Origin of the sequence: Paenibacillus sp. 598K, from assembly GCF_003851045.1 — a bacterium.
Taxonomy (GTDB): domain Bacteria; phylum Bacillota; class Bacilli; order Paenibacillales; family Paenibacillaceae; genus Paenibacillus_D.
On the sequence record NZ_BFBX01000091.1, the window covers coordinates 1 to 22,460 of the forward strand.

The 22,460-nt window shown below is 58.7% G+C and carries 26 protein-coding genes; 11 read left to right on the top strand and 15 right to left on the bottom strand.

Annotated features, from left to right (window positions below; genetic code table 11):
- Together PA598K_RS24530 and PA598K_RS24535 are read left to right on the top strand one after the other, a co-directional pair.
- The coding region (locus PA598K_RS24530; RefSeq protein WP_148091987.1) for an ADP-dependent NAD(P)H-hydrate dehydratase at window positions 1-327 on the top strand (327 nt) is incomplete at its 5' end.
- A 114-nt stretch (window positions 328-441) separates the two neighbouring features.
- The gene (locus PA598K_RS24535; protein WP_128659491.1) at window positions 442-1,239 is read left to right on the top strand and encodes a lipase family protein; all 798 of its coding nucleotides are present in this window, start codon (window positions 442-444) and stop codon (window positions 1,237-1,239) included.
- Window positions 1,240-1,450: 211 nt separating this feature from the next.
- On the opposite strand, the gene PA598K_RS24540 is transcribed toward PA598K_RS24535, so the two are convergent.
- Entirely contained in the window at window positions 1,451-1,651 is a 201-nt protein-coding gene (locus PA598K_RS24540) for a helix-turn-helix transcriptional regulator (RefSeq protein ID WP_128659492.1), read from the bottom strand.
- Window positions 1,652-1,820: 169 nt separating this feature from the next.
- On the opposite strand from PA598K_RS24540, the gene PA598K_RS24545 reads away from it, so the two are divergent.
- Window positions 1,821-2,162, top strand: a complete 342-nt coding sequence (locus PA598K_RS24545) for a helix-turn-helix domain-containing protein (RefSeq protein ID WP_128659493.1) — start codon at window positions 1,821-1,823, stop codon at window positions 2,160-2,162.
- Between the two features lie 63 nt (window positions 2,163-2,225).
- On the opposite strand, the gene trhA is transcribed toward PA598K_RS24545, so the two are convergent.
- The 6 genes from trhA to PA598K_RS24575 all read right to left on the bottom strand — a co-directional run bounded on the left by trhA (window position 2,226) and on the right by PA598K_RS24575 (window position 6,007).
- Entirely contained in the window at window positions 2,226-2,867 is a 642-nt protein-coding gene (gene trhA, locus PA598K_RS24550) for a PAQR family membrane homeostasis protein TrhA (protein ID WP_128659494.1), read from the bottom strand.
- Window positions 2,867-3,085 (bottom strand): hypothetical protein, encoded by a 219-nt coding sequence (locus PA598K_RS24555; protein WP_128659495.1) that lies wholly within the window; start codon window positions 3,083-3,085, stop codon window positions 2,867-2,869. Before PA598K_RS24555 ends, trhA begins: the two co-directional genes overlap by 1 nt.
- A 73-nt stretch (window positions 3,086-3,158) precedes the next feature.
- Window positions 3,159-4,187 carry an NADH:flavin oxidoreductase/NADH oxidase gene (locus PA598K_RS24560; protein ID WP_128659496.1) on the bottom strand — a complete coding sequence of 343 codons (1,029 nt, stop codon included), beginning with the start codon at window positions 4,185-4,187 and terminating at the stop codon, window positions 3,159-3,161.
- 11 nt (window positions 4,188-4,198) lie between these two features.
- The gene (locus PA598K_RS24565; protein ID WP_128659497.1) at window positions 4,199-4,528 is read right to left on the bottom strand and encodes a hypothetical protein; all 330 of its coding nucleotides are present in this window, start codon (window positions 4,526-4,528) and stop codon (window positions 4,199-4,201) included.
- Window positions 4,529-4,551: 23 nt separating this feature from the next.
- Window positions 4,552-5,259 (bottom strand): pirin family protein, encoded by a 708-nt coding sequence (locus PA598K_RS24570; RefSeq protein WP_128659498.1) that lies wholly within the window; start codon window positions 5,257-5,259, stop codon window positions 4,552-4,554.
- Window positions 5,260-5,284: 25 nt separating this feature from the next.
- Entirely contained in the window at window positions 5,285-6,007 is a 723-nt protein-coding gene (locus PA598K_RS24575) for a hypothetical protein (RefSeq protein WP_128659499.1), read from the bottom strand.
- A 234-nt stretch (window positions 6,008-6,241) separates the two neighbouring features.
- Between PA598K_RS24575 and PA598K_RS24580 the strand changes: the two genes are divergently transcribed.
- Window positions 6,242-6,661 (top strand): pyridoxamine 5'-phosphate oxidase family protein, encoded by a 420-nt coding sequence (locus PA598K_RS24580; protein WP_128659500.1) that lies wholly within the window; start codon window positions 6,242-6,244, stop codon window positions 6,659-6,661.
- Between the two features lie 146 nt (window positions 6,662-6,807).
- On the opposite strand, the gene PA598K_RS24585 is transcribed toward PA598K_RS24580, so the two are convergent.
- Window positions 6,808-7,311, bottom strand: a complete 504-nt coding sequence (locus tag PA598K_RS24585) for a ferritin (RefSeq protein ID WP_128659501.1) — start codon at window positions 7,309-7,311, stop codon at window positions 6,808-6,810.
- A 206-nt stretch (window positions 7,312-7,517) separates the two neighbouring features.
- Between PA598K_RS24585 and PA598K_RS24590 the strand changes: the two genes are divergently transcribed.
- The 3 genes from PA598K_RS24590 to PA598K_RS24600 all read left to right on the top strand — a co-directional run bounded on the left by PA598K_RS24590 (window position 7,518) and on the right by PA598K_RS24600 (window position 9,567).
- On the top strand, window positions 7,518-8,288 hold the full coding sequence (locus tag PA598K_RS24590) for a class I SAM-dependent methyltransferase (RefSeq protein ID WP_128659502.1): 771 nt from the start codon (window positions 7,518-7,520) through the stop codon (window positions 8,286-8,288).
- Window positions 8,289-8,301: 13 nt separating this feature from the next.
- On the top strand, window positions 8,302-9,246 hold the full coding sequence (locus tag PA598K_RS24595; RefSeq protein WP_128659503.1) for a hypothetical protein: 945 nt from the start codon (window positions 8,302-8,304) through the stop codon (window positions 9,244-9,246).
- Between the two features lie 78 nt (window positions 9,247-9,324).
- On the top strand, window positions 9,325-9,567 hold the full coding sequence (locus tag PA598K_RS24600) for an NHLP leader peptide family RiPP precursor (protein WP_128659504.1): 243 nt from the start codon (window positions 9,325-9,327) through the stop codon (window positions 9,565-9,567).
- 6 nt (window positions 9,568-9,573) lie between these two features.
- Here the strand turns inward: PA598K_RS24600 and PA598K_RS24605 are convergent, their stop codons facing one another.
- Window positions 9,574-11,415 carry a sensor histidine kinase gene (locus PA598K_RS24605; protein ID WP_260405589.1) on the bottom strand — a complete coding sequence of 614 codons (1,842 nt, stop codon included), beginning with the start codon at window positions 11,413-11,415 and terminating at the stop codon, window positions 9,574-9,576.
- Between the two features lie 313 nt (window positions 11,416-11,728).
- Here PA598K_RS24605 and PA598K_RS24610 point away from each other — a divergent pair, with 313 nt between their 5' ends.
- Window positions 11,729-12,025 carry a hypothetical protein gene (locus tag PA598K_RS24610; RefSeq protein ID WP_128659506.1) on the top strand — a complete coding sequence of 99 codons (297 nt, stop codon included), beginning with the start codon at window positions 11,729-11,731 and terminating at the stop codon, window positions 12,023-12,025.
- Window positions 12,026-12,165: 140 nt separating this feature from the next.
- Here PA598K_RS24610 and PA598K_RS24615 read toward each other — a convergent pair whose 3' ends face one another.
- Window positions 12,166-12,618: a MarR family winged helix-turn-helix transcriptional regulator gene (locus PA598K_RS24615; RefSeq protein WP_128659524.1), complete on the bottom strand. Its 453-nt coding sequence runs from the start codon at window positions 12,616-12,618 to the stop codon at window positions 12,166-12,168.
- A gap of 223 nt (window positions 12,619-12,841) precedes the next feature.
- Between PA598K_RS24615 and PA598K_RS24620 the strand changes: the two genes are divergently transcribed.
- On the top strand, window positions 12,842-13,318 hold the full coding sequence (locus PA598K_RS24620; protein ID WP_128659525.1) for a glutathione peroxidase: 477 nt from the start codon (window positions 12,842-12,844) through the stop codon (window positions 13,316-13,318).
- Between the two features lie 243 nt (window positions 13,319-13,561).
- Here PA598K_RS24620 and PA598K_RS24625 read toward each other — a convergent pair whose 3' ends face one another.
- Window positions 13,562-13,759 (bottom strand): YwbE family protein, encoded by a 198-nt coding sequence (locus PA598K_RS24625; protein ID WP_128659507.1) that lies wholly within the window; start codon window positions 13,757-13,759, stop codon window positions 13,562-13,564.
- Between the two features lie 218 nt (window positions 13,760-13,977).
- Between PA598K_RS24625 and PA598K_RS24630 the strand changes: the two genes are divergently transcribed.
- The gene (locus PA598K_RS24630) at window positions 13,978-15,366 is read left to right on the top strand and encodes a Glu/Leu/Phe/Val family dehydrogenase (RefSeq protein ID WP_128659508.1); all 1,389 of its coding nucleotides are present in this window, start codon (window positions 13,978-13,980) and stop codon (window positions 15,364-15,366) included.
- An 87-nt stretch (window positions 15,367-15,453) separates the two neighbouring features.
- Window positions 15,454-16,773 (top strand): response regulator, encoded by a 1,320-nt coding sequence (locus PA598K_RS24635; RefSeq protein WP_128659509.1) that lies wholly within the window; start codon window positions 15,454-15,456, stop codon window positions 16,771-16,773.
- A 337-nt stretch (window positions 16,774-17,110) separates the two neighbouring features.
- Here PA598K_RS24635 and PA598K_RS24640 read toward each other — a convergent pair whose 3' ends face one another.
- From PA598K_RS24640 to PA598K_RS24655, 4 genes are all read right to left on the bottom strand, one after another.
- Window positions 17,111-17,965, bottom strand: a complete 855-nt coding sequence (locus PA598K_RS24640; protein WP_128659510.1) for an alpha/beta fold hydrolase — start codon at window positions 17,963-17,965, stop codon at window positions 17,111-17,113.
- A gap of 430 nt (window positions 17,966-18,395) precedes the next feature.
- Complete coding sequence (locus PA598K_RS24645) at window positions 18,396-19,814, bottom strand: NAD-dependent succinate-semialdehyde dehydrogenase (RefSeq protein ID WP_128659511.1); 1,419 nt, start codon at window positions 19,812-19,814, stop codon at window positions 18,396-18,398.
- 95 nt (window positions 19,815-19,909) lie between these two features.
- Window positions 19,910-21,598: a thiamine pyrophosphate-binding protein gene (locus PA598K_RS24650; protein WP_128659512.1), complete on the bottom strand. Its 1,689-nt coding sequence runs from the start codon at window positions 21,596-21,598 to the stop codon at window positions 19,910-19,912.
- Between the two features lie 27 nt (window positions 21,599-21,625).
- On the bottom strand, window positions 21,626-22,459 hold the full coding sequence (locus PA598K_RS24655; protein WP_128659513.1) for an NADPH-dependent oxidoreductase: 834 nt from the start codon (window positions 22,457-22,459) through the stop codon (window positions 21,626-21,628).
- Between the last annotated feature and the right edge of the window lies 1 nt (window position 22,460).

A 22,460-nucleotide genomic window follows, 5' to 3' on the forward strand; every position in this document is an offset into this window, starting at 1 on the left:
GACGAGGTGCAGCGCGACCGGATCGGCATCGCCCGCCACTATGCGACGACCAACGGCGTCATCGTCGTGCTCAAGGGCGCCCGCACCGTATGCGCGGCTCCGACCGGCGAGGTGTATGTCAACCCGACGGGCAACCCCGGCATGGCGACCGGTGGCACCGGCGATGTGCTCGCTGGCGTCATCGGCGGCTTGCTCGCGCAGGGGCTGCCGCCGCTCACAGCAGCCGTGCTCGGCGTCTACCTGCACGGCGCGGCAGGCGACGCGGCAGCCCGGAGGCGCATGTCGCCTGGCTCGATCATCGCCGGCGATCTGATCGAGGAGCTGTAGGGAAGCTTGGGCGGATGTCGCCCGACAGCTGACTCAGTCCTTCCTGCCGCTCGAGGCATACGATGATATACGGGCGATTCACCGCCTGAGATTCGTATGCGGGAGTGAGCGACCATGAGGGACCGAGACACCAAGCAGCTCCGTACGGCGATTTTTCTTGCGGCTGTTTGCAGCCAGACCTATCTTCAATATACGAACCAAAACGGCATCTTCCTCGTGCCTCAGCATTACCGGATCGCTGGCGTGATCAATGCCAAGGCATTCGACAATCCGCTCGAGCGCTTCGGCTTCATCCTCGAGTCGGACCGTTCGATCATCGTCGCCTTCCGAGGGACGGGGAGCTCTGCCGACTGGACAGTGGACGTGACCGCCCGACAGATGCCTTACCCGTTCCATCGCAAGGGCGGGAAGACACATATCGGCTTCACGGAGCTATATGCTTCCTGCAGGGGGCCGCTGCTAAAGCTGCTCCGAAGCCTACCTCGCACCAAAAATCTCTATGTCACCGGACATAGCCTTGGCGGCGCGCTCGCTGTGCTCGCCGGAGCAGATATCGCCTCGAGCGCCGTGCATGATCAGCCGAGCGTCTACACGTATGGCGCGCCGCGTGTCGGCGACCCGACCTTCGCCCGCTTCTTCAACCGTCGCATCGACGTCAGTTGCCGCTACAGCAACCAATCGGATATTGTACCTCGCCTCCCCCCGCTCATCTACGATTCGCCCAAGGATCACAAGCTCTATTACTATCTTCATGTCAAGGGAGAGCAACGGATGAATTTCAAAGGCGGTTCGGTCGCGGCCAACCACAAGCTCGCAGCCTACTTCAACGAGCTTGCCAAAGAAGACCCTGGCTATGCGGCGACGATGTGCAGCCAGCCCGCAGGCTGGTGCCCCGTCCGAATTCGGCGCTGAAGCGTTGTCCGATTAATTTGGATCGGATTTTCTGGCTCTGGCTTTGCGGGTATATACCTCCAGCCCCACCAGCACCGCGACTACCGGCACGGCGACCAGCAGCAGCCATGGCGAACTATCGAGAATCATTGAATACACCTCCCGCCTTTCATGGACTTTGTCATGCGAGCTATTGCGATCTATCATCTCCCGATGGAAGCATAATAAAAAACTATTCCTTGTCTCGTTGGAACAACGTCTCGACATCCTGACCGACGATACGGGCAATAGCCAGCGCTACATCCAGCGGCGGGGTGTTTTTGCCGTTCTCCACCATGGCATAACCGCTCTTAGAGCGGTAGCCCAGCATCGCTGCCATGTCCGCCTGGGTCAGCCCTTTGGCTCGTCGGGCCGCTTTTAATTTGGCATTCATGTCCTCACCCCTGTTCATGTTTCATGAACACTATGCTTATTATAGGCTTTATTTACCATTTCTTCAAGACATATTTCATCTTTCATGAATCTCATTGCAATTTTATGCACTGAAGTTCATTTTGCATGTACAATACGAAGTATATATCCTTCTAAAATGAGATGATCGCATGATAGGTGAACGGATTCGCGAGCTGCGCAAGGCGCACAATATGACCCAAAAGGAATTGGCCGAGATTCTCAACTCTGCAAAATCAACGATCTCCCAATACGAGAACAACATCAATGAACCGGATCTCGAAACGGTCATCAAAATCGCCGACTGCTTTAATGTCACCGTAGACTATCTGCTCGGCAGGGAGACGAAGACCAAGCCGGAGTCTGTCTCGGATGAGCGAACGCTCGTGATGGAAGTTCGGAATGAGGAAGAAGCTGGCTATGTCAGAGAGTCGCTCGAGCTCTACCGCAAGTTCCGCATCACCGATGCGTCCAAGCCCTACGACAAATCGTAGTAACAACAAAAAGAGACGGCCCGCACAGGGTCGTCTCTTAGTCGTGTTATTGAGCCTCGCACATCAAGGCAGCAAGTACAGCAGGACGGCGAAGAAATGCGTCGTCGAGCCGGCCAGCACGAACAGATGCCAAACGGCATGGTGATACGGGAAGCTGCGCCACATGTAGAAGATCGTGCCGATGGTATAGCAAAGTCCGCCAGCGATCAGCAGCTTCAGTCCGCCCGATGCCAATCCCGCCACCAGCGGCTGCCAGGCGAACACGATAATCCAGCCCATGAGGATATAGATCATCGTCGAGGTGAACAGGAAGCGGTTGACGAAAAACGATTTGAAGACGACGCCAGCCGCCGCGATGCCCCACACGATCCCGAACAGCGTCCAGCCGAGCGCACCCTTGATCACCAAAAACAGCAGCGGTGTGTAGGTGCCGGCGATGAACACATAAATGAACGAATGGTCCAGCACCTCGAATACCCGCTTTGCCCGACCTTCCGGGAAGCTATGGACGAGCGTCGAAGCCAGGTAAAGCAGCAGCATCGAGCTGCCGTAGATCGTAAAGCTGACGACATGCAGCGCCGTCCCCTTCAGCGAGGCGAAAACAATAAGCAGCACTAGCGCCGCGACGCTGAGGAGCGCGCCGATCCCGTGCGTGATGCTATTGGCGATCTCCTCGCGGCGCGTGTACACATGGGTAGCTGCCATTAGACGCCCATCCGCTTGCGCTGATTGTTAATCTTCTTCGTGCTTTGGCTACGCATCGTCGCCTGATTGCCTGCGATATCATGCTTTTGCTTGCCGCCTGCGGCCTGGGACTGCTTCTTTTGCTGCAGCTTCTGCTTCATCGCTTCGGCGAGCGATACCTTGCGCGGCTGTTCCTCCTGGCCTGCCTGCTCCTGCGAGCCGACTGTTGGTTCTGTCATCGTTCATCACCTCATCTTATGGAACGTTACCTCTACTATAACCCGAAATGCCGTCCTCTCGCCACCCTATTGCTCAGAAAGCCCGCCGATACTGGCGCGGCGCCAGCTCGGCCGGCGCTCCCCCCGTCGCTGCGAGCGCATGGAGCGCCCAGTACGGGTCCCTCAGCATACCTCTGCCAACGGCTACCAGATCGGCGTCGCCCTCCTCGAGCGCCCGATTGGCGAGCGCCGGATCGTCCAGCAGTCCGACAGCGATGACCGGCAGCCCGAGCTCCTCGCGGAACCGGCGGGCGAACGGCAGCTGGTAACCCGGCGTATTGGCCGGCTGCCGCTTCGAGCCTACCGGTCCTTCGCCTCCGCTGGAGATGTGGAACATATCCACGCCCGCCGCCTTGTAATCCGCAGCGACCCGGAGCATATGCTCCTCCTCGTAGCCGCCGTCCATATATTCGACCGCCGACAGCCGCATCAACAGCGGCATCCCTGCCGGCATCTGCGACTTGACCGCGCGGATCACCTCGACGCCGAAGCGGGAGGACTCCTGGCCGTACGCATCGTCCCGACGATTAAGCGCGGGCGAGTGGAACTGGTGGATGAGGTAGCCGTGCGCGCCGTGCAACTCGATCGTATCGACGCCGGCAGCTACCGCCAGCCTCGCCGACTCGCGGAACCGCTCGACCATCGCTTCGACCTCTGCTGTCGACAGCGCACGAGGCGCTGCCGTCCCCGGCGCGATAGGCACCGCAGAGGGCGCGACCGGCTGCTGCGCATCCTCGGCCTTGCGTCCGGCGTGAGCGATCTGGATGCCGACCTTGGCTCCATACGACTGACATTCCCGGATGATCGCCGCGAACGCCTCGGCATGTGCCTGCGACCACAGCCCAAGACAATGGTCGGTGATCCGGCCATCGGGCTCGATGTTGGTCATCTCCATGATGATCAGCCCCGTGCCGCCAACAGCTCGAGAGACATAGTGAATGCGATGCCACTCGGTCGGTATGCCATCCTTGCCCGAAGCCGAATACTGGCACATCGGCGGCATGACGATCCGGTTGCGCAACGACAGATCTTGCAATCGATAGGACTCCCCTAACGCAGACATCCGATCCCTCCTCACACCTTCTCGTTGGAATAGCCGACCCGGCTGTCGACGATCAGCTCCAGCGTCCGCTCCTGCCCGTCATAGGCCAGACGAAGCGGCCGCTCCTTGCCGTACAGCCACCATTTGCGGATGCCCTCCGGATGCTCTTCGAAATAAAACAGATTCAGATCCTGACTGAGACTGCCGATCTCCTCCGCCCGCTCTGGCGCGACCTGCTCGATCGCGATCCGCCATCCGCCGTCTTGCTCCTGCAGCGCAAACGGATATGGACCATGATCGGTGTCGAGCAGCAGTCGTCCGATGACTTGCTTGACAAGCAGCTTTTTTTTGACGTTGTCCAAGGCTCTCCCTCCACTCTCTCCTGTTATGGCATATCGATCAGCAGCACTCTGGCTCCCTCGGCCGAACGCAGCGTCAGCTCCGGAACATCCTGGATTCGTGCTGCGTCCCGCTCGGCCAGCTCGCCCTCTTGCCCCAGCGCAACCGTGCCTGTGATGACGAAGAGATGAATCCGGCGTCCCGCTGTCGTCCGATAGTCCAGCGTCTGTCCCGCTTCGAGATCTCCCATATAAATCGTCAGATCCTGGTGGATATGCGCGACGCCTTCGCCCTGGCGACCCTCCTGCCCCGAGACGATCGGCAGCAACTGTCCGCGCAGCTGCGCAGGATCGTAGGCGGACGTCTCGTAGGATGGCGGCAAGCCGGGCCGCTCCGGGGTGAACCAGAGCTGCAGCAGCTCGCACGGCTCATCCCCCGGGTTGACCTCGGAGTGGATGATGCCAGTGCCTGCGCTCATCCGCTGGACGCCGCCGAAGCCGGTCACCGCGCTATGGCCGGTGCTGTCCTCGTGCTTGAGCTGTCCGCTCAGGACGACGCTGACGATCTCCATCTCGCGATGGGGATGCGCGCCGAAGCCGCGATGGCCGCTGATCGTATCGTTATTGAATACGCGCAGACAGCCGAAGCTGCTGTTCTCCTCTTCATAAAAATCGCCGAACGAAAAACTCATCCGGCTCTTCAGCCAATCCAGATCCTTATGATACCTCTCGTCTGCACGAATAATCGTTATCATGGCCCAAGCGCTCCTTCTCTTGCGGTTACTCCAGCTGCGCGGGCGGCTGGATCGCACGCTGCAGCCAGGCCCATGCCTTGGCAATCGTTTTGTCCATATTGGATACCTGCTGCGCGTCCACGAACGGCATATCATGCCGGAAGTAGTCGGCGTGTCCGCCCACGACCGTGATCGGCTCGATATGAGCTGGTGCGTACTTGGCCCCGTTCCATCGCGGCAAGGCGAAGCCCGAGCGCGTCCAGCCGCCCCAGCTGCCGAGCTTGGTGATCGGGTCCTTGAGTCTGCCCAGCTCATCGACCGCATGGATATAACAGACCCGCTCGCGGAACTCCGGGGTAATCGGCACGCGCGGCGAGCCGATCTGTACGATCCGGCAGTCGCCGAGCTGCCCGGCGGCGTCGAGGATGCGGGCCGCCTGGTAGGCCGCCGCGCCGCCGCCGCTATGACCGATCAGGATCAGCCTGCCGCCGTCATACGTCTTGCGGATCTCCTGAGCTGCCAGTCTCCCTCCGATACGAAAGGCCTGGAAGCGCCGCGTCACATCGCCGCTTACCTCTCTCACCTGCGCGAAGAGGCTGCGACTGTGGTCTCCATACGGATAGATGATCTGCACATCGGCCTGCCAGCCGCATGCGCTGCACAATTGCTCGACATGCTTGCGACAATACTCGAAAAATCGCGGCGCCGTAGCCACTCCGGCCAGCAAGAAAACAGAAGCTCGCGCTTCCTTCGCTTCGGTTGGTCTCATCCTCATCGTCTCCTTTGCTTTCGTTAACACAGGTCGTCTGAGGGTTAGTATACGGCAATCGTTCAAATCGTCATTCACCTGCGGAATGCCCAGTTAGCGGCACTCCCCACTTACCTTATTATAGTTGATGGCGGAGCAAAAGGAAATGCCTGCCTCCCTGCCGGACTGATTCAGACGGGAGCGCGCCGGGTATCCTAACGTAAAGCTTGAGCAACAGATAAGGAGGCAACGTCAATGACGGATAAACAGGCTTTGGAAAAGAAAATCATCGCTGTGCTGGAGGACAACCCGTATTGCTCCTTTGGCACGGTCGAAGGCAATCAACCGAAGGTGAGATATATGGCGCTGTTCCATGACGGCCTGCAGCTCCATCTGGCAACAAGCCGCAAGACGCATAAGGTGGAGGAGCTGCAGAGCAATCCGCATGTGTTCCTGCTGGCGGGCTACGACGGCAAGTGGGGACGCGAGGTGCTCTCGATCGAAGGCACGGCGGCCGTAACCTCCGACGACAGTCTGCGCGAGAAGGTGTGGAGCAAGGAGCTGAAGCGCTGGTTCAGCGGTCCGGACGATCCCGATTACGTCATCCTCGATATTACGCCTCAGCGCATCGAGCTGACGAGTCCGGATATGGATGTGCAGGTGTGGGAGCGCTGATCCGCCAGCCGAGAGGCAAAACGGCAGTGAAAGATGCCCCTATGCAGTTGCTCGGACACGCCTTAGGTGCGATGGATTGAATTTGAGCAAAAGGCCCTTCCGAACAGGTACAAACCTGACGGAAGGGCCTTTTTAATGGGTCGGTATTATTCAGCTGGCGGCGTGAAGCTGCGCTTGGCGAACTCGGCGTCGAGCATGAAAAAGGCGTTGCTGTCCTTGTCGATCCGCTTGAGCTTCTGGATAATCGAATCGAACATCGATTCCTCCTCGACCTGCTCGTCGATGAACCATTTCAGGAATTGGATCGTCGCGTGCTCGCGATCGTTCATAGCGATGTCCGACAAGTGATAAAACCGTTTGGTCACCTCGACCTCATGCTTGTACCCGTCCTCGAACACTTCAAGCACCGAGCCGTACTCATTCCGCGGCGTCTCCATACCAGTGATCGTCGCCCTTTTACCGCGATTATTCAGGAACGTATAGATTTTCATCGCATGGAATTTCTCTTCTTCGGCTTGCACGATGAAAAAGTTGGCGAAGCCGTCGAGGCTTTCGGCAGACAAGTAGGCCGCCATGGCCAGATACACCTGGGAGGAATAAAACTCAAAATTCATTTGATCGTTTAATGCTTTATGCAATGTATCGTTCATTGCGTCCACCATCCTTTGATCAGACTGCGCCAGATTCGAGCTCGACGCCTCTTCGGCCTTTCAGGGCAGTCTGAGAGATGCCTCTATAATAGCCGAAAAACCGCCTTCCCCGCAACTCGCGCCACATCTGCATCTTGTGAATTTCTTCCATTCGACCTATAATGAGTATGGTGCATTATACCTATAATAGAGAAGGAAGGACCTGAATGAGAGCCCCTTGCGATCTATTCGACAGGATGTTATCCCTGACTACCGAACTATTCGAGCCTATGGAACATGCCCTGTTTTTTGAACCATTGCTATCGCAGGCCCCGGTCGGTCGTGTACTGGACATCGGCAGCGGCAATGGCGCCTATCTGGCGCGACTGCAGGAGCGTTATCCCAACCTCGACTGTCTCGGGGTGGAGCTGGAGCCGGACATCCATGCCCGCTCCGCAGCCCGCCAGCGCGAGCGACTGGCCTTCCAGCTCGGCAACTATGAGGAGCTGGCCGATACACAGACCTACCATCTCGTCCTCGCGCGCCTCGTCGTGCCGCATCTGAGCGACCGCCGCCACCTCGGCTCCTGGCTGCTGCCGAGGATGCAACCAGGCGGGAGGCTGGTCATCCTCGATGCGGACGAGGATGACCTGCAGCATCACGACGGCTTGCCGTTATTCTCAGAGCTCTATCGCCGCGCCAGGACCGGACTGCACCGTAGTCCGTTGATGCGACTGGAGGACGCGCTGCGGCTCGAGCTGACATCTGCCGGATGGACGCATCTGGGGACCAGGCGATATCAGATTCGCGCCGATCGCCTGGAGGCGAAGGCTCAGCTGTATATGTACATGCGGCTTGTAACCGAATACACGCTGCGATCGCCTGTGCCGCCAGCGCACGCGGAGGAGCTGTTTTCCTGGCTGATCGACCCCGATTCGGATTATAACATCCGCATGTTCGGCATGGTATTCGCCCCGACCCAGGTGTCGGACACTTAAGGAGGCGACTGTATTGCATTGGTTTGAGGATTATCGCGAGGAGCTAGGGATGCTGTTCGGCGATGCGGAGCGCCGCATCGGACAATTCCCGCCGCCGTTGGATGAGCTCGGACGGCGTTATGTCGCCGCCTTCAACCCGCTCCTCGAAGGCAGCGCCAAAAACTATATTTGTTATCTTCTCCCTTACTGGCTGGAGCGCTCCTTGCCGCTGCGACGCGAGCAGACGCGCGAGCTGGCGTTGGCCAACATTTTCGTCATGCTCCATTACTTCATCCAGGACGATGTCATGGATGCGCCCTCTTCGCCGACTGACCGCACCCGGCAGCTCGCGTTATCCGGCCTGTTCCAGCTCCAGTATCTCGCCGGTTACCGCGAGCTTTTCCCGCATGACTCGGTCTTCTGGCAGCACCATGACGACTACGCTGCCGAGTGGGCCGATACGGTGTGCAATGAAGGCAACGACAACTACTTCCTCACCGACCCGCTACGCATCGCCAAAAAAGCCGGCCCCGTCAAGCTGGCCAGCACCGGCGCGCTGTTGCTGACCGACCATGAGCATTGGATCTATCCGGTGTCGGAAATGGTCGATCTGCTGCTGTTGACACTGCAGATGAACGATGATTGGGCCGACTGGGAGGAGGATCTGGAGACAGGCAGCTACAATGGCCTGCTCGCGCTCGTCAAGTCGCTGCGAAGCTCGGAATCCGGCGCAACCTTGACGGCTGCCGAGGTCCGCTCCTCGCTCTACGTCGGCGGAGCGATGACCCGCTATAGCGCCCGTGCGATCGCCACCCATCAGCGGCTGCGATCGCTGGAGGTATCCTGCCCGGACCTGCTCGCCTTCCATCAATACCTGACAGATAGTCTGGCTGAGGCCAGCGCCCGAATCGAGAGCGAGAGGAAGTCTCTGGAACTAGGAGCATTGAATCACTGGATCTACAAAAACCGCACAAATTAGTAGTAAATACCTACGGGACATGCTATACTTGAGCGGGAATCATATCCAATATCTTACGTATAAGGGAGCGAATTATCCATGTCTGCTGAACAGATCCTTAAGACCCAAATCATCCAAAAAGCTTGGGAAGACGCCGCATTCAAGCAAGAGCTGCTCACCGACCCGAAAAAAGCCATCGAGTCCGCATTTGGTATCGTCGTCCCTGATTCCATCGAGCTCTCAGCTGTCGAAGAGACGACCAGCAAGTTTTATCTGGTCATCCCTCCGAATCCCGCTGAAGTGCTGAGCGGAGACGATCCAGCTCCAGCGGGTATGTGGTAATATCGATCAAAGCGGGGCGCTCACGGACGGAAAGCGCAGTACGGCTTCCGTCCCGACGCCTTTTACACTGCGGAACTCCAGCTTCCCCTGCATCACCTCGATAATCCGGAACGTCACCATCAACCCCAGCCCCGTCCCCTTTGTTTTATTCGAGAAGTAAGGCTCCCCCAGCTTGGCCAATTCCGATGCATTCATGCCTTCCCCGTCATCCTTGATATGGACCACAACATCTTCTTGCTCCTTATACGCCCAGATACGGATCTCGCCTTGCCCATTCAAGGCTTCGATGCTGTTTTTGATAATGTTGATAAATGCCTGCTTCAGCTTCGACGAGTTGCCCTGGATGTACAACTGGGCCGGGATGTCGAGCACAATGGTACCGCCCTGCAGATTGGCCAGCGGCCGCAGGATGCCTTCGATATGCTTCAGCTCCAGCGCGATATTCAGGATCGACACTTCCTCGAGCTCCGGCTTGGCGAAGGTGAGGAAGTCCGTGATGATATGGGACGCCCGATCCAGCTCGTCGATCGCAAGCGCCATATAATGCCTGTCCTTGGCCGAAGAGTTTTCCCTCAGCAGCTGTAGGAAGCCGCGCGTCACCTGCAACGGGTTTCGCACCTCATGGGCGACCGATGCGGCGAGGCCGCTGATGATCTCCATCTTCTCCGAGCGTTGCAGCCTTGTGTTGAACATCTCCAACTCCTTGGAGTAGGTGATCAGCTGCTTGTGATCGCTGGCGAAGCGGCGACCGAGGATGATGATCAGCGAGACGACGAAGCAGACGATGCCCCATTTCCACAGGATCAGATCGTAATTGCCCGCCCGCAAGTAGAACAGCATCAGATCAATAATGCCCAGCATCGCAAAAATCATAAAGCCGGTCGAGAAAATAAGCGCCACCTTGTTGCCCTTGAAAGCGAAGTAGACCGAGCAGATGAACAGTATGGACAACTGCACGAGCATGATGCACCCGAGCGCCGTCACCGTAATCAGAAAATAGATGTCATAGTAGTGATAATCGGTCAGGATATTGATGATCGAGCAGACTAGACAAAATAACGAGTACCCTACCTGGAACTTGCGAAACTTGGTCACAAACCCCAGCTTGCGCCCCTCCATCATCCGCTCGAAAAAATACGTCAACGACGGCAACAGAACAAGCAAGGACAGATCAAAAAGATGAAAAGCGAACTTGCCGATCTGCGGATAGAACGTATACAGATACGGCGAATAGGTAATAATCAGCATGCCGGTGGGCAAAATAATCAACAGGAGCGAGATCCACCGCTTCAGCTGCTCCCGCTGTAAAAAGGCCGAACACACCAGCATAATCAAGGCAATAAATACAAAGGCCGCGCCAAGGACGATATCAAACAAGCCTTGTTGCACGTATTGCTTCAGCAAGGGGCCGTATTCTCCGACGACGACAGGCTGATCCAGACCGATCCGCGCCGTCGCGGTATCAACACGGATCATAAGCTCCTGTCCGGCGTGCGTCGGTTCGATCGGAATCAGGATTTGATGAACATCGAATAAATGGTTGCGTTCCGCCTCGTAGAGCAGCTCGCCGCCTATGTAGATCTGTACATTTTGTCCGTAAAGACGTTCGATGAACAGCGTGTTGTGCTCCCACGGCAGTTCGGGCAATTGCAATCTCAACGACGCTGCGGACACTTGCTCGGGAAGCGAGACCAGCGGTTCGTGGTCGGCGATCTTGAACCAATCCGTCCGCACCGGCGGGCTGCCATCAGGCGCAGGCGAATCCGTTTCCCAGTGCATCTGCCATTCTCGCACGGCATGGCTTGTCGCAGCGTCGGCCGAATCGCGCTCCTCATGTTGGGCAAGCATTGTGGCTGGCGCACCTAGCAGCAGGATTGCCAAGAGAAGACAGATCATCGGCCAATACAAAGGCAAAGCTTTCATAGGACCCCCATCATTCAGAAGTAATCGCATGGAATATCTATAAAATTTCGACAAACTTCCGCTTCGTCCTTCCGAATTCGCTACAAAGACAAAAATAAAATTCATTCTCAATGATCCTAAAGACCCGGAAAACCCGAAAACCTACTGTCATCGATTCGAATCGCCCAGGTCGGGTAAGGATAATTATATGCGCAGGCAACGCTCCGGCGCTGCCTCAATACGAAGGAGGTCTGCGATCATGAACGACAAAAACCAACATTCCAACAGCCTGATCACCGAACGCGAGATCGACCCGTCCTTTGGCCTGTTCGCTGAGGAACGCGTGGCAGACGAAGTGAAGGATGCCGAAACCGAGCTGACGGCAGTCTATCCTGAAGGAGACGCAATCTGCGACAACCACCCTGGGGCAGAGCAAGCGGCCGAAGCCGAAGCAGCTCAAAATACGCCGATCGATCCGGCGGCCCCGGAGCAAGCGTACCCCGGCGTCGACCTGATCAATGGCGTAGGTGCGGAACCTGAGAAAGAAACCGAGTAAACGATTACTCCATGTCACCGATTATCTCGATGGCGCGGGCCGGTGCCAGAAAATGAAGCGGAGTCATCGGCTCCTGCTTCTGTTCAGCCGGCAGATGTCTGGGACATCTGCCGGCTGATTGTGCGTCTATGGGCCGATTGTCAGTCGACGCGTTCGCTGGATTGCAGATCGGCCATCAATTCGTGCGAGAGACGATACAGCTCCATAAGTTTTGCTGCCGGCACGCGGGTCATCCCGAACACTTGCGGCGGCACGCAAGCGCCCTGCTCGCGCAGCTCGCGGCCTTTGTCCGTCAGTCCGATCCGCACGCTCCGCTCGTCCTCGCGATCGCGGATCCGGGTCAAAAGCCCCGCAGTCTCCAGCTTTTTGAGCAACGGCGTCAAGGTGCCGGAGTCCAGATACAGACGTGCGCCCAGCTCCTTCACGGTCAGGTCATCCTGCTCCCACAGCACCAGCATGGTCAAATATTGCGTATAAGTGAGGTTCATCGCCTTGAGCACCGGCTGATAGCTCCGCGTGATCTCTCGCGAGCAGGCATACAGCGCAAAGCACAGCTGATCCTCCAACCTCATTGAAGCCGCAGCGGTGTCCATCGATTCGGGAGACAGACGAGCATCCTCTTTTCTCTTGCGACTCAAATGGAACACCTCCCAGGATTGAATTGCATGCAATCTAATTCCGAATATTATACACCGCCCGCCCAAACGCTGTCAAAATCCGTCGTGCCTATATATATCGCGTCCCCACAGAAGTTGACTCCCCCAACTAAATTGTATAAAATTTAATTGTGATCTATACAATGAGGAGGGAATTATGATGTCCATCTATGACTTCCAGGTGACGACGATTCGAGGCGAGGAGCGTCCGATGAGCGACTATAAGGGCGAGGTGCTGCTGATCGTCAATACAGCGACCAAATGCGGGTTTGCGCCGCAATTCGAAGGACTCGAGAAACTGAACAAGCAATATGCCGAGCAAGGTCTGCGCGTCCTCGGCTTCCCCAGCAATCAATTTGCCAATCAGGAACCCGGCGCCAACGATCAGATCGAACAGACTTGCCAGATCAATCACGGCGTGACGTTCCCGCTGTTCGCCAAGATCGACGTCAATGGTCAGGATGCGCATCCCCTCTACCAATATCTCGCCCAGGAAGCGCCGGGGCTGCTCGGCTCGAAGTCCATCAAGTGGAACTTCACGAAGTTCCTCGTCGATCGCGACGGCCGCGTCGTCAAGCGCTTCGGTCCTCAAGATACGCCCGCCAAGATCGAGCCGCATATCCGCAAGCTGCTGTAGCAGCAAGCTGAGCTAAGGGGACAAAGCAAAAGTGTGTCTGCGACTGCTTCGTCTGCACTTCCTCGCTTGCAAGCTGCCCTCACCTCTTTTTGCCTGGCGGTTGTCGCTGGAACTGACACAGCTCCGCATAGGGCCGCGAATGGCTAATAGCCTGCCTTGCCCGGTTAGCCGGTGCGAAGGCAGGCTATTGTTGTACGCTGTAGCGCAAGATAATGGCATGCTAGGCCATTACTCCATTCTTCGTTATTCCGTAACGATCGTCTTCACCCGACCGACCTGACCATCCTGCAGCCTGACCTTGATGCCATGGGGATGCTGCGGGCTCTTGGTCAGCAGCTCCTTGACGACGCCACGGGTCGTCGTCCCTGTCCGCTGGTCCTGCTTCAGCACGATGTCCACCGTCAGGCCCGGCTTGATGTTGGCTCTCGTCCTTCCGTCCATGCGATCCCTCCTCCCTGTGATGGTGCTGATTCCTTACGGTTTGCCTCATATGGCAGCCCTTTGTACTCCAACCGACGTCCTCATTATGGCATGCTCTTCTGTAGAAGTATACCTCGCCACCGCCGATTTGGATTCCTTGATGATGGATATGGTAGAATACGAAGAGATGCGCGGCCCGGCCGCGCGATCCCTTAGCTACCGAACAGGAGGATGCGACGATGGCCAAAGAAACCGGTCTGATCGTCCAGCAGTCGCTGGACGCCTTGCTACAGGATATGGACTTTCTCCCTCATCTGAAAGGGCTCGATCGCGAGCAAGCGTTCCGTTCGCTGGGCGCGATCCTGTCGACGCCCAATCATATTCACAAATCCTATCTGCGAATCGTCCTGGACAGCGGCAACGTCGTGCGCGTGCCGGCCTTCCGGATCCAGCATAATGACACCCTCGGCCCCTACAAAGGCGGCATCCGCTTCCACGAGAGCGTCAATGAGGACGAAGTAACCAATCTGGCGACGCTGATGACGCTCAAAAATGCGCTGCACGAGGTGCCCTTCGGCGGCGCCAAGGGAGGCATCATCATCAACCCGCGCGACTACTCGGTGCGCGAGCTGTACATGATCTGCAAAAAATATGTCCAGTACTTCAGCGACGTGCTTGGTCCCGATAAGGACATCCCGGCCCCCGATATGGGCAGCGGCGAACGCGAGATGGACTGGATGATGGCCGAGTTCAAAAACATCCATCCCGGCCAGCCGTATCGCGGCAGCTTTACGGGCAAAAGCGTCGTCAACGGCGGTTCGCTTGGTCGCCGCGAAGCGACTGGCAAGGGCGTTTACTTTACGATGCGTTACATGCTGCACGACTTCCTGCACAACCAGAGCTCCTGGCTCGGCAGCGAAACGTCGCGGGACAACCGCTACCTGCAGACCGCGCTCGGGCTCGCCGAACGGCCGCTCAAGCTGGCTGTGCAGGGCTTCGGCAACGTCGGCTCGGTCGCCGCGCTCGAGGCGTATCAGTGCAAGCTACTACAGAACAAGATCGTCGCCGTCAGCGACCGCAACCATACCTTGTATAATGAAGACGGACTCGACGTCCCGGCGCTGGTCGACTTCGTAGCTGCCCACGGCGGCGATCTGCCGGTATCTGCCGATCAGCTCGGCGAGGCTGGCATCAAGGCGGAGCTGCTGGACCGCGAGGCGGTATTGACGATGGATGTCGACGTGCTCATCCTGGCGGCGCTGGAGGACCAGATCCATGTCGCCAATGCTGACCAGGTGCGCGCCCGTCTGATCGTCGAGGGCGCCAATGCGCCGGTCACCGGCGATGCCGACCGCATCCTCGACGACAAGGGCGTCATCATCATCCCGGACATCCTCGCCAATGCGGGCGGCGTCATCGTCTCCTACTTCGAGTGGCTGCAAGGCCGGGAGACCCAGTTTTACAGCGAGGAGGAAGTGTTCCGGCAGCTCGTGGACAAGATGCAGCATACGATGAAGTCGTTGCTGCCGGCATTTTTTGGCGGCTCGCATAGCCTCCGTACCTACGGCTACAAGCATGCGGTCCACAAGCTCTCGGCGACGCTGTACCGGCTCGGCAAGCTTTATTAAAAACCGGATTTGATAATCCGCTTCGGATTCGGTAGGATGGGTATAGAGAAGATATATGTTCAAGTGCGATGTGGAGCGTGAGAGTGCATGAAACTACTGATAGTAGACAACGAAGAGAGAGCCCGCAAAACGATCCACCAGCTCGTCAAGTGGGAGGAGTACGGCATCGAGCAGGTGCTCGAAGCCGATAATGGGCTAACAGCCAAGGATATCATTACACGCGAGCATCCGGAGCTTATCCTCATGGACATGATGATGCCGCAGATGAACGGCGTGGAGCTGATGAAATGGGTGCACGAGCATGAGCCGTCGATCAAGTTCGTCGTCATCAGCGGTCACGACGACTTTGACTTCGTGCGCAGCACGATGCGCTACGGCGGCATCGACTATCTGCTGAAGCCGGTCGAAGCCAAGGTGCTCGCCGCTGCGCTTAGCAAGGCGGTCACGGCGTCGCTGCGCGACCAGCAGGAGCGGCAGATCCGCGAGCGCCAACAGCCGCAGGGCAGCCGCTTCATGCCGATGTACGCCGACAAGCTGCTGTCCGGGCTAATCGACGACGGGGCGCATCACGACTCGACGATGCGCATGCTGAAGGACGAGTGCGGGCTGCCGGAGACGTTCGACACGGCTTCGGTAGCGATCCTGCAGATCGACCCGACGGACTACAAGCTGCTGCAGCGCTTCGGCAACGACGCCGAGCTGCTGTACTTTGCCCTGCTGAACATCTGCAACGAGTTCCTCCAGCCGCGTCAGCTCGGCACCGCATTCCGCCATCCTGGCGCGACAGACGAGATCACGCTCATGGTCTGGGATACCAAGATGAGTCTGACCGTACTTATGAATGAGATCAACGAAGGCTTGTATACGACGCTGCAGCGCCGGATGCACTTCGGCATCAGTCCGCGGGGCGAGTTCCCCGCCGACGTGCCGCAGCTGTATCGTCAGGCCGTAGAGGCGCTGCGCTCCCGTAACCTGCTGGAGAGCGACAGCTACATCCATCATGCCAAGCCGGACGCCGACGTGGTCAGCGGCGAGCATGGCGAAGCGCCCCGCTTCGAGACATATGAGTCCGACTGGGAGCATGCGGTGACGAGCGGACAACCGGAGCTGATCGCGATGGCGGTCGAGGCCTGGATCGCCAAGCTGAAGAAATGCACCTCGATCACGCTCGCTCAGCTCGAGGCCTGGGACGATGCGATCGTCCGGCTGCAGACGAGGATGCTCGAGAGCGTGGCGGGCGCGCAAGCAGCGGAGCTATACGCGCAGCTCCAGCAGGAGCAGCGCGCGCACGCCGCGACGCAGCCAGCCAGCTCCGGCTTTTCGCTGACGGCCCTGCAGGACCGCTGGCAGCGAATCCTGATCCGCCTCTCGCAAAAGCTGCTCAGCTACAAGCGCCAGCAGCGTTAAACGTTCAACGCCGCCCTGTTCGGGGCGGCGCTTTTGAGTTGCGCGTTCCTCCTCGGGGCGGCGTTTTTGAGTTGCGCGGTCCTCCCTTCTCGGCCTCCCCGGACTCTAATGCTCGCGATCGGCCTTATTTGGTCAAAAAGGCTTGGCCTCGAAGGCTAACGCTCGTCAGGGCGCTTACTTTGGTAAAAACGACGCCAAAACGGGCTCTTTTTCATGAATAAGCGCCAGGGTGAGCGTTACGTTATCCGCGCATGCAAAAAACGGGAAATAAGCGCCAGGGCGAGCGTTAGCGTAACAACGGCATATGACGCTTACGCCGTTATAGCGACTCGTCTACTTAACTCCCGGTGGTGTGTTCCGCAATCCCGGCTATAATCGCATCCCAATCCGAGGTGTGGAGTTCATGTCCTGCACCTTCCAATGTCAGCAGACGGGCACCGGGAATCGTCTTCACCAGATGCTCGCCATGAACATAGGGAATGACCGGGTCCAGCGTGCCGTGGATGACCAGTGTGGGGACCGCGATCTCCGCCGTCCGCAGCAGATACGGCTCGACCCCGGTGATCAGAGCATGATTGTTTATGCTCGCAATATTACGGGCATGGCGTACCTCCAGGGCGGCCAAGTGCCGCACCCGTTCTTCGTCAAAAGGACGCTCACCATGGAGCACTCGCCATTTTTGTAGAGTGATCGCTGTGACAGCCGCATCGTCACTCCAATCGACGTCACCCGCCTGCTCGAAAAAAGCATTGACCCGTTCTTCCGGCGGCGGCAGCTCTGCAGCAAAGTTGGACGTGGCGATCAAGCTGATCGTCAGCACCCGCTGAGGGTGGCGAAGGGCGATCATCTGTGTCAGCATGCCGCCCATTGACATCCCTGCGATATGCGCGCTCCCGATGCCGTAAGCATCCAGAACCCGGATCGCATCATCTGCCATATCTTCAAAAGTATATCCCAGCGCTCCCGCTTCCCAAGCGCTCGAACGCCCGACATTCCGGTTGTCGTAACGGATGACGTAGCGCCCCGCCGCAGCCAGACGCCCGCAAAACTCTTCCTCCCACCAGACCAATGAGGCTTGCGCCCCCATAATCAGCAGCAGCGCGGGGTGGCTGGGGTCACCAAAGTTTTCCGCATAGATCTCCACACCGTCTGCCTTAATCATCCGTCCATTCTGTTCATGCGGTTGGTTCATCTCTTATCCCTCCGTCGGCAAAATAAAAAGCACAAGCGCTCGGCCTGTGCTCCATTATCGGAAATCCGCATGATAAACAACCTCTGGCCTATGCGATGGTCGGAGGCAATCACTCCCGACGTCAGCTCGCACAAGCATCCCAGATTACCATGTGGCCATCCATCCTCGATAACGATCACAGGACATAGCTAAATAAGCTAAGCATTCACTGTGTCTCCATCGCGATTAGATTAGCACACGTAACCCTCCGTTCCTGTCAGTTAAATCAATCTTAGCACGAGCTGATTCGGCTGTCAAAAGTAGGAGCCGAGGAGGATGTTCGAGTGACATATCCAGCGTTCCCTGAGAAAAGTAAAGGGGACTGTCCCCAAAGTCATCGTTTGATGACTGAGGGTCAGCCCCTGCAAATTATGCGATACTTGTCACTCGATTACAGTTTCAGAGACACGTATTTTACTTCCAGGAACTCCTCGATGCCCCAATGGCCGCCCTCACGGCCTAGACCGCTCTCCTTCATGCCGCCAAACGGCGCCTGGGCCGTCGCTGGCAGGCCGTCATTGAGGCCGACGATGCCATATTCCAATCCCTCGGAGATCTCGAACGCTTCCTTCAAGTCCTGCGTGAAGACGTAGGCCGAGAGGCCATAGCGGGAATCGTTGGCTCTGCGGATCACTTCTTCCGTCGTCTGGTACGTCGTCACCGGCAGCAGCGGGCCGAAGGTCTCCTCACGCATGCACAGCATCTCGTCCGTAACTCCGGTCAATACGGCCGGTTCGACGAAGTAGCCCGGGCCTTCCGGCGCTTGTACACGGGCAGCTACGGTTGCGCCATGTTCCACTGCATCGCCCACATGCCGATTCATTTTCTCCACCGCAGCCTTGTTGATGAGCGGGCCCACCGTTGAGCCTTCCTCCAGGCCGTTGCCGACCTTGATGGTGGACATCGCCTGTGTCAGCTCGGCCACGAACGCATCGTGCACCGACTCGTGCACATAGACGCGGTTCGGGCAGATGCACGTCTGGCCGGCGTTGCGGAACTTCGGTGCCATAAGGTCTTTGGCCGCCTGTGCCAGATCGGCGTTCGCCGTCACGATGTACGGAGCGTGGCCGCCCAGCTCCAGCGACAGCTTCTTCACCGTATCGGCCGCCTGACGGTACAGCAGCTTGCCGACGCGGGTGGAGCCGGTAAAGGACAGCTTGCTGACACGCGGATCCGCCATCCAGGTCTCGCCGATGGCCGCCGCATCGCCAGCGATGACGTTCAGTACGCCAGCCGGGATGCCCGCTTCATGCGCGAGTTCTACCAGCTTGTAAGCCGTCAGCGGCGTAAACTCGGATGGCTTGACGACCACCGTGCAGCCTGCAGCCAGCGCCGGCGCCACTTTGCGCGTCAGCATCGCAGCCGGGAAATTCCATGGCGTGATAGCCGCTACCACACCAACCGGCTGCTTCGTGACGAGGATGCGTTTGTCGGGTGCGGAAGCCGGGACCGATTGGCCGTAGACGCGCTTGCCTTCCTCGGCGAACCAAGTAAGAAAGCTGCCGGCGTAAGTCATCTCGCCGATGGCCTCTGGCAACGGCTTGCCCTGCTCCAAGGTCATGATGCGGCCGACCTCCGCTTTGTGCTGCTCGATCAGATGATGCCAGCGCAGCAGCAGAGCCGCACGTTCGCTCGCCGTCTTGCGGCGCCAAGCCGGTCCTGCCGCATACGCTGCATCAACCGCCGCCGTCGCCTCTGCTGCGCCAGCATACGCGATACTGCCTACCACCTCAAGTGTTGCCGGGTTCTCGACCGGCTGTCGTTTCTCAGCGCCAATCCACTCGCCGTTGATATACAGATTCGTGTCCATCGTCCATCCTCCTAAAAGTTTTCCGCGGGAAACCTCACTTATCGCCTGGAGCGTAAAACCTCTCCTGTTGGCACTCAAGCAGCATACTAACCGACTCAGTTCGTCACATGCACATCCAGCAGATACGGTCCCTGCGCATCCATGCCGCGGCGAATCGCCGCATCCAGGGCATCCAGTGATGAGACGCGCTCGGCCGGGACTCCGAAGGACTGAGACATCTGCACCAGATCGGCCGGACCATCCAGATCCAGCGACGGCAGATGCGCGCCGCCGAGCGGCGAGCCCATCGCCTTCAGGCCGGTCTTCAGGACGTGATACGCCCGGTTGTTAACGACCAGGAACAGTACCCGCGCCTTGGTAACGACTGCGCTGTAGAGTATCTGCGGATAGTACAGGAACGTGCCATCGCCTACAATGCTGACGACCGAGCGATCGGGTTCGGCCAGCGCCGCGCCGACCGCCTGGGAGGTGCCGTGGCCGAGGCCGCCGCCCTTGCCCGCGGTATAGTGGTTCGGCTCCCACATCGTGATGTGGTCCGTGAACGGCAGCGCATTGGAGACCGCTTCATTGACGATGACGAAGCTTCCGTCATCCGGCAGCGCCCGACCCAGCGCCTCGGCGATCAGCGCCGGCGTCAGCACGCCCTTGCTGCGGTCGCTCTCGCGTACGGCGGCCAGCTGCTCCCGCCGGGCCTGTGCCTGCGCTTGCACGGCTGCGCTCCGCTTCGCCAACGCAGCCCCGCTCCTGCTAGTCGAGTCGGCATCCTGACCCTTCAACCCGCCAGCAATCTCAGCAGCCAGCGCCTCCAGGCTGACCCGGATATCGCCCCAGGCGCCGATGCCTTCGACGTGATTTTTGCCGATCTCCCACGGGTCGTCATGCAGATACAGCACCGTCGTGTCCGGGCCCACCAGACTGCCGCCCCCGTCGTATAGCGCCAGCGGCGCCTGGACGCTGACGCCGACGAAGAAGATCGTATCGTAGCCGCTGTAAGTCCGGCGGATCGCCGGACCGTTCATCGGCAGTGTGCCTAGATAGTGCGGATGCCGGTTGTCGAAGCTCTGGCGCGTCGGCATCCCTTCGGACAGCACGGCGATGCCGGTCAGCTCCGAGAGTCGCTGCAGCGCCTCATTGGCGTGCGCGTCGCCGACGCCGTCGCCGGCGACGATCAGCGGCCGCTCGGCAGTCAGCAGCCGGTCGGCAATCGCACGCAGCGCTTCAGGATCTGCCGCAAACCGCGAGGCGACGTGCAGCGGCTTTGGCAGCGTCTCGACGGCGGCTTCGGCCATCGAGATGTCGTAAGGCACGGAGAGGAAGACCGGGCCATGCGGCGGCGTCATGGCTACCTTGAAGGCGCGGACCAGCGCCTGCGGCCATTCCTCGGCATGGCGTACTTCATGCGCCCACTTGGTCATGCTCTTCACCTGTCCGACATGATCGCCAGCGAGGATCGGCTCGTCCAGCAGCAGCCGGGTGTGATGCTGGCCGGCGATCACGATCAGCGGGATCCCCGCCCGGTAGGCGTTGTAGATGTTGCCCATGCCGTTGGCCAGTCCCGGTGCGACATGCAGGATAACGACCGCAGGCTTGCCCGATTGCCGGGCGTAGCCCATCGCCATGCCTACGGCATTGGCTTCATGCAGCGCAGTGATATATTCGAACCCCTCATGCTTGGGCACGCCGTCGATGAACGGCAGCTCCGAGGTCCCTGGATTGCCAAACAGATAAGGCACGTCATAATGGCGAAGCAGTTGAAACAGCAAATCCCGGCTCCAAGTCGTCATGGTTGCCTGCTCCTCTCGTTCTATGCTTTATTCCAACACGAAGCCGTGCTCTCGGAGGAACGGCGCCAGATCGCGGCGGAATTCATTGCCCCGCGCCATCCGCCGCGCTGTGTGCTCCAGCCAGCTGTAATAAGCCGTATCCTGATCCGCTTCCGGCGTAACGCCGGGTATGCGGACGCGGCGCCCTTCATAAGCGCCGGTATCCGCCATCCGCTCATCGTAGGCCGCAAGACCTTCTTCCAGCTTCTCTAGCGAATATGTCTCTTCATGCGCCACGATCGCTTGGGGCAGACGGGGGCGGACTGCGCCTCGCGGCTTGGCCGGATGACCGACAGCCAGACCGACAGTAGCAAATACGCCCGGCGGCAGCTCCAGCAGCTCGGCGACCTCGCGGGCCCGGTTGCGGATGGCGCCGACCATGCAGCAGCCCAAACCTACACTCTCGGCAGCCAGCGACGCATTTTGCACAGCCAGTGCGCTGTCCATCATCGAGACGAGCAGCAGCTCCAGATAGTTGGAACCAAAGTCATATCCCTGTTTCCGGGTCACATGCTGGTGGCGGTACGTATCCGCGCAGAATACGAGGAACAGCGGCGCCTGACCGATGAATGCCTGGTTGTCGCACAGTTCCTGCAGCTGCGCCTTGCGCTCGGGATCGCGAACGACTACGAGGCTCCAGGATTGGAAATTGGAAGAGGTCGAAGCGCTCTGCGCTGCCGTCACAATGGTCTCTACGATACCCTCGGGCAGCGCCCGCTCCGGGTCGAACGACCGGACCGAGGTATGGCTCACCATCTGGTCGATGACGGGATTGCGAAGCGATTCGAAGACAGGTAAGGCATCAATCGTAAAACGGTCCATC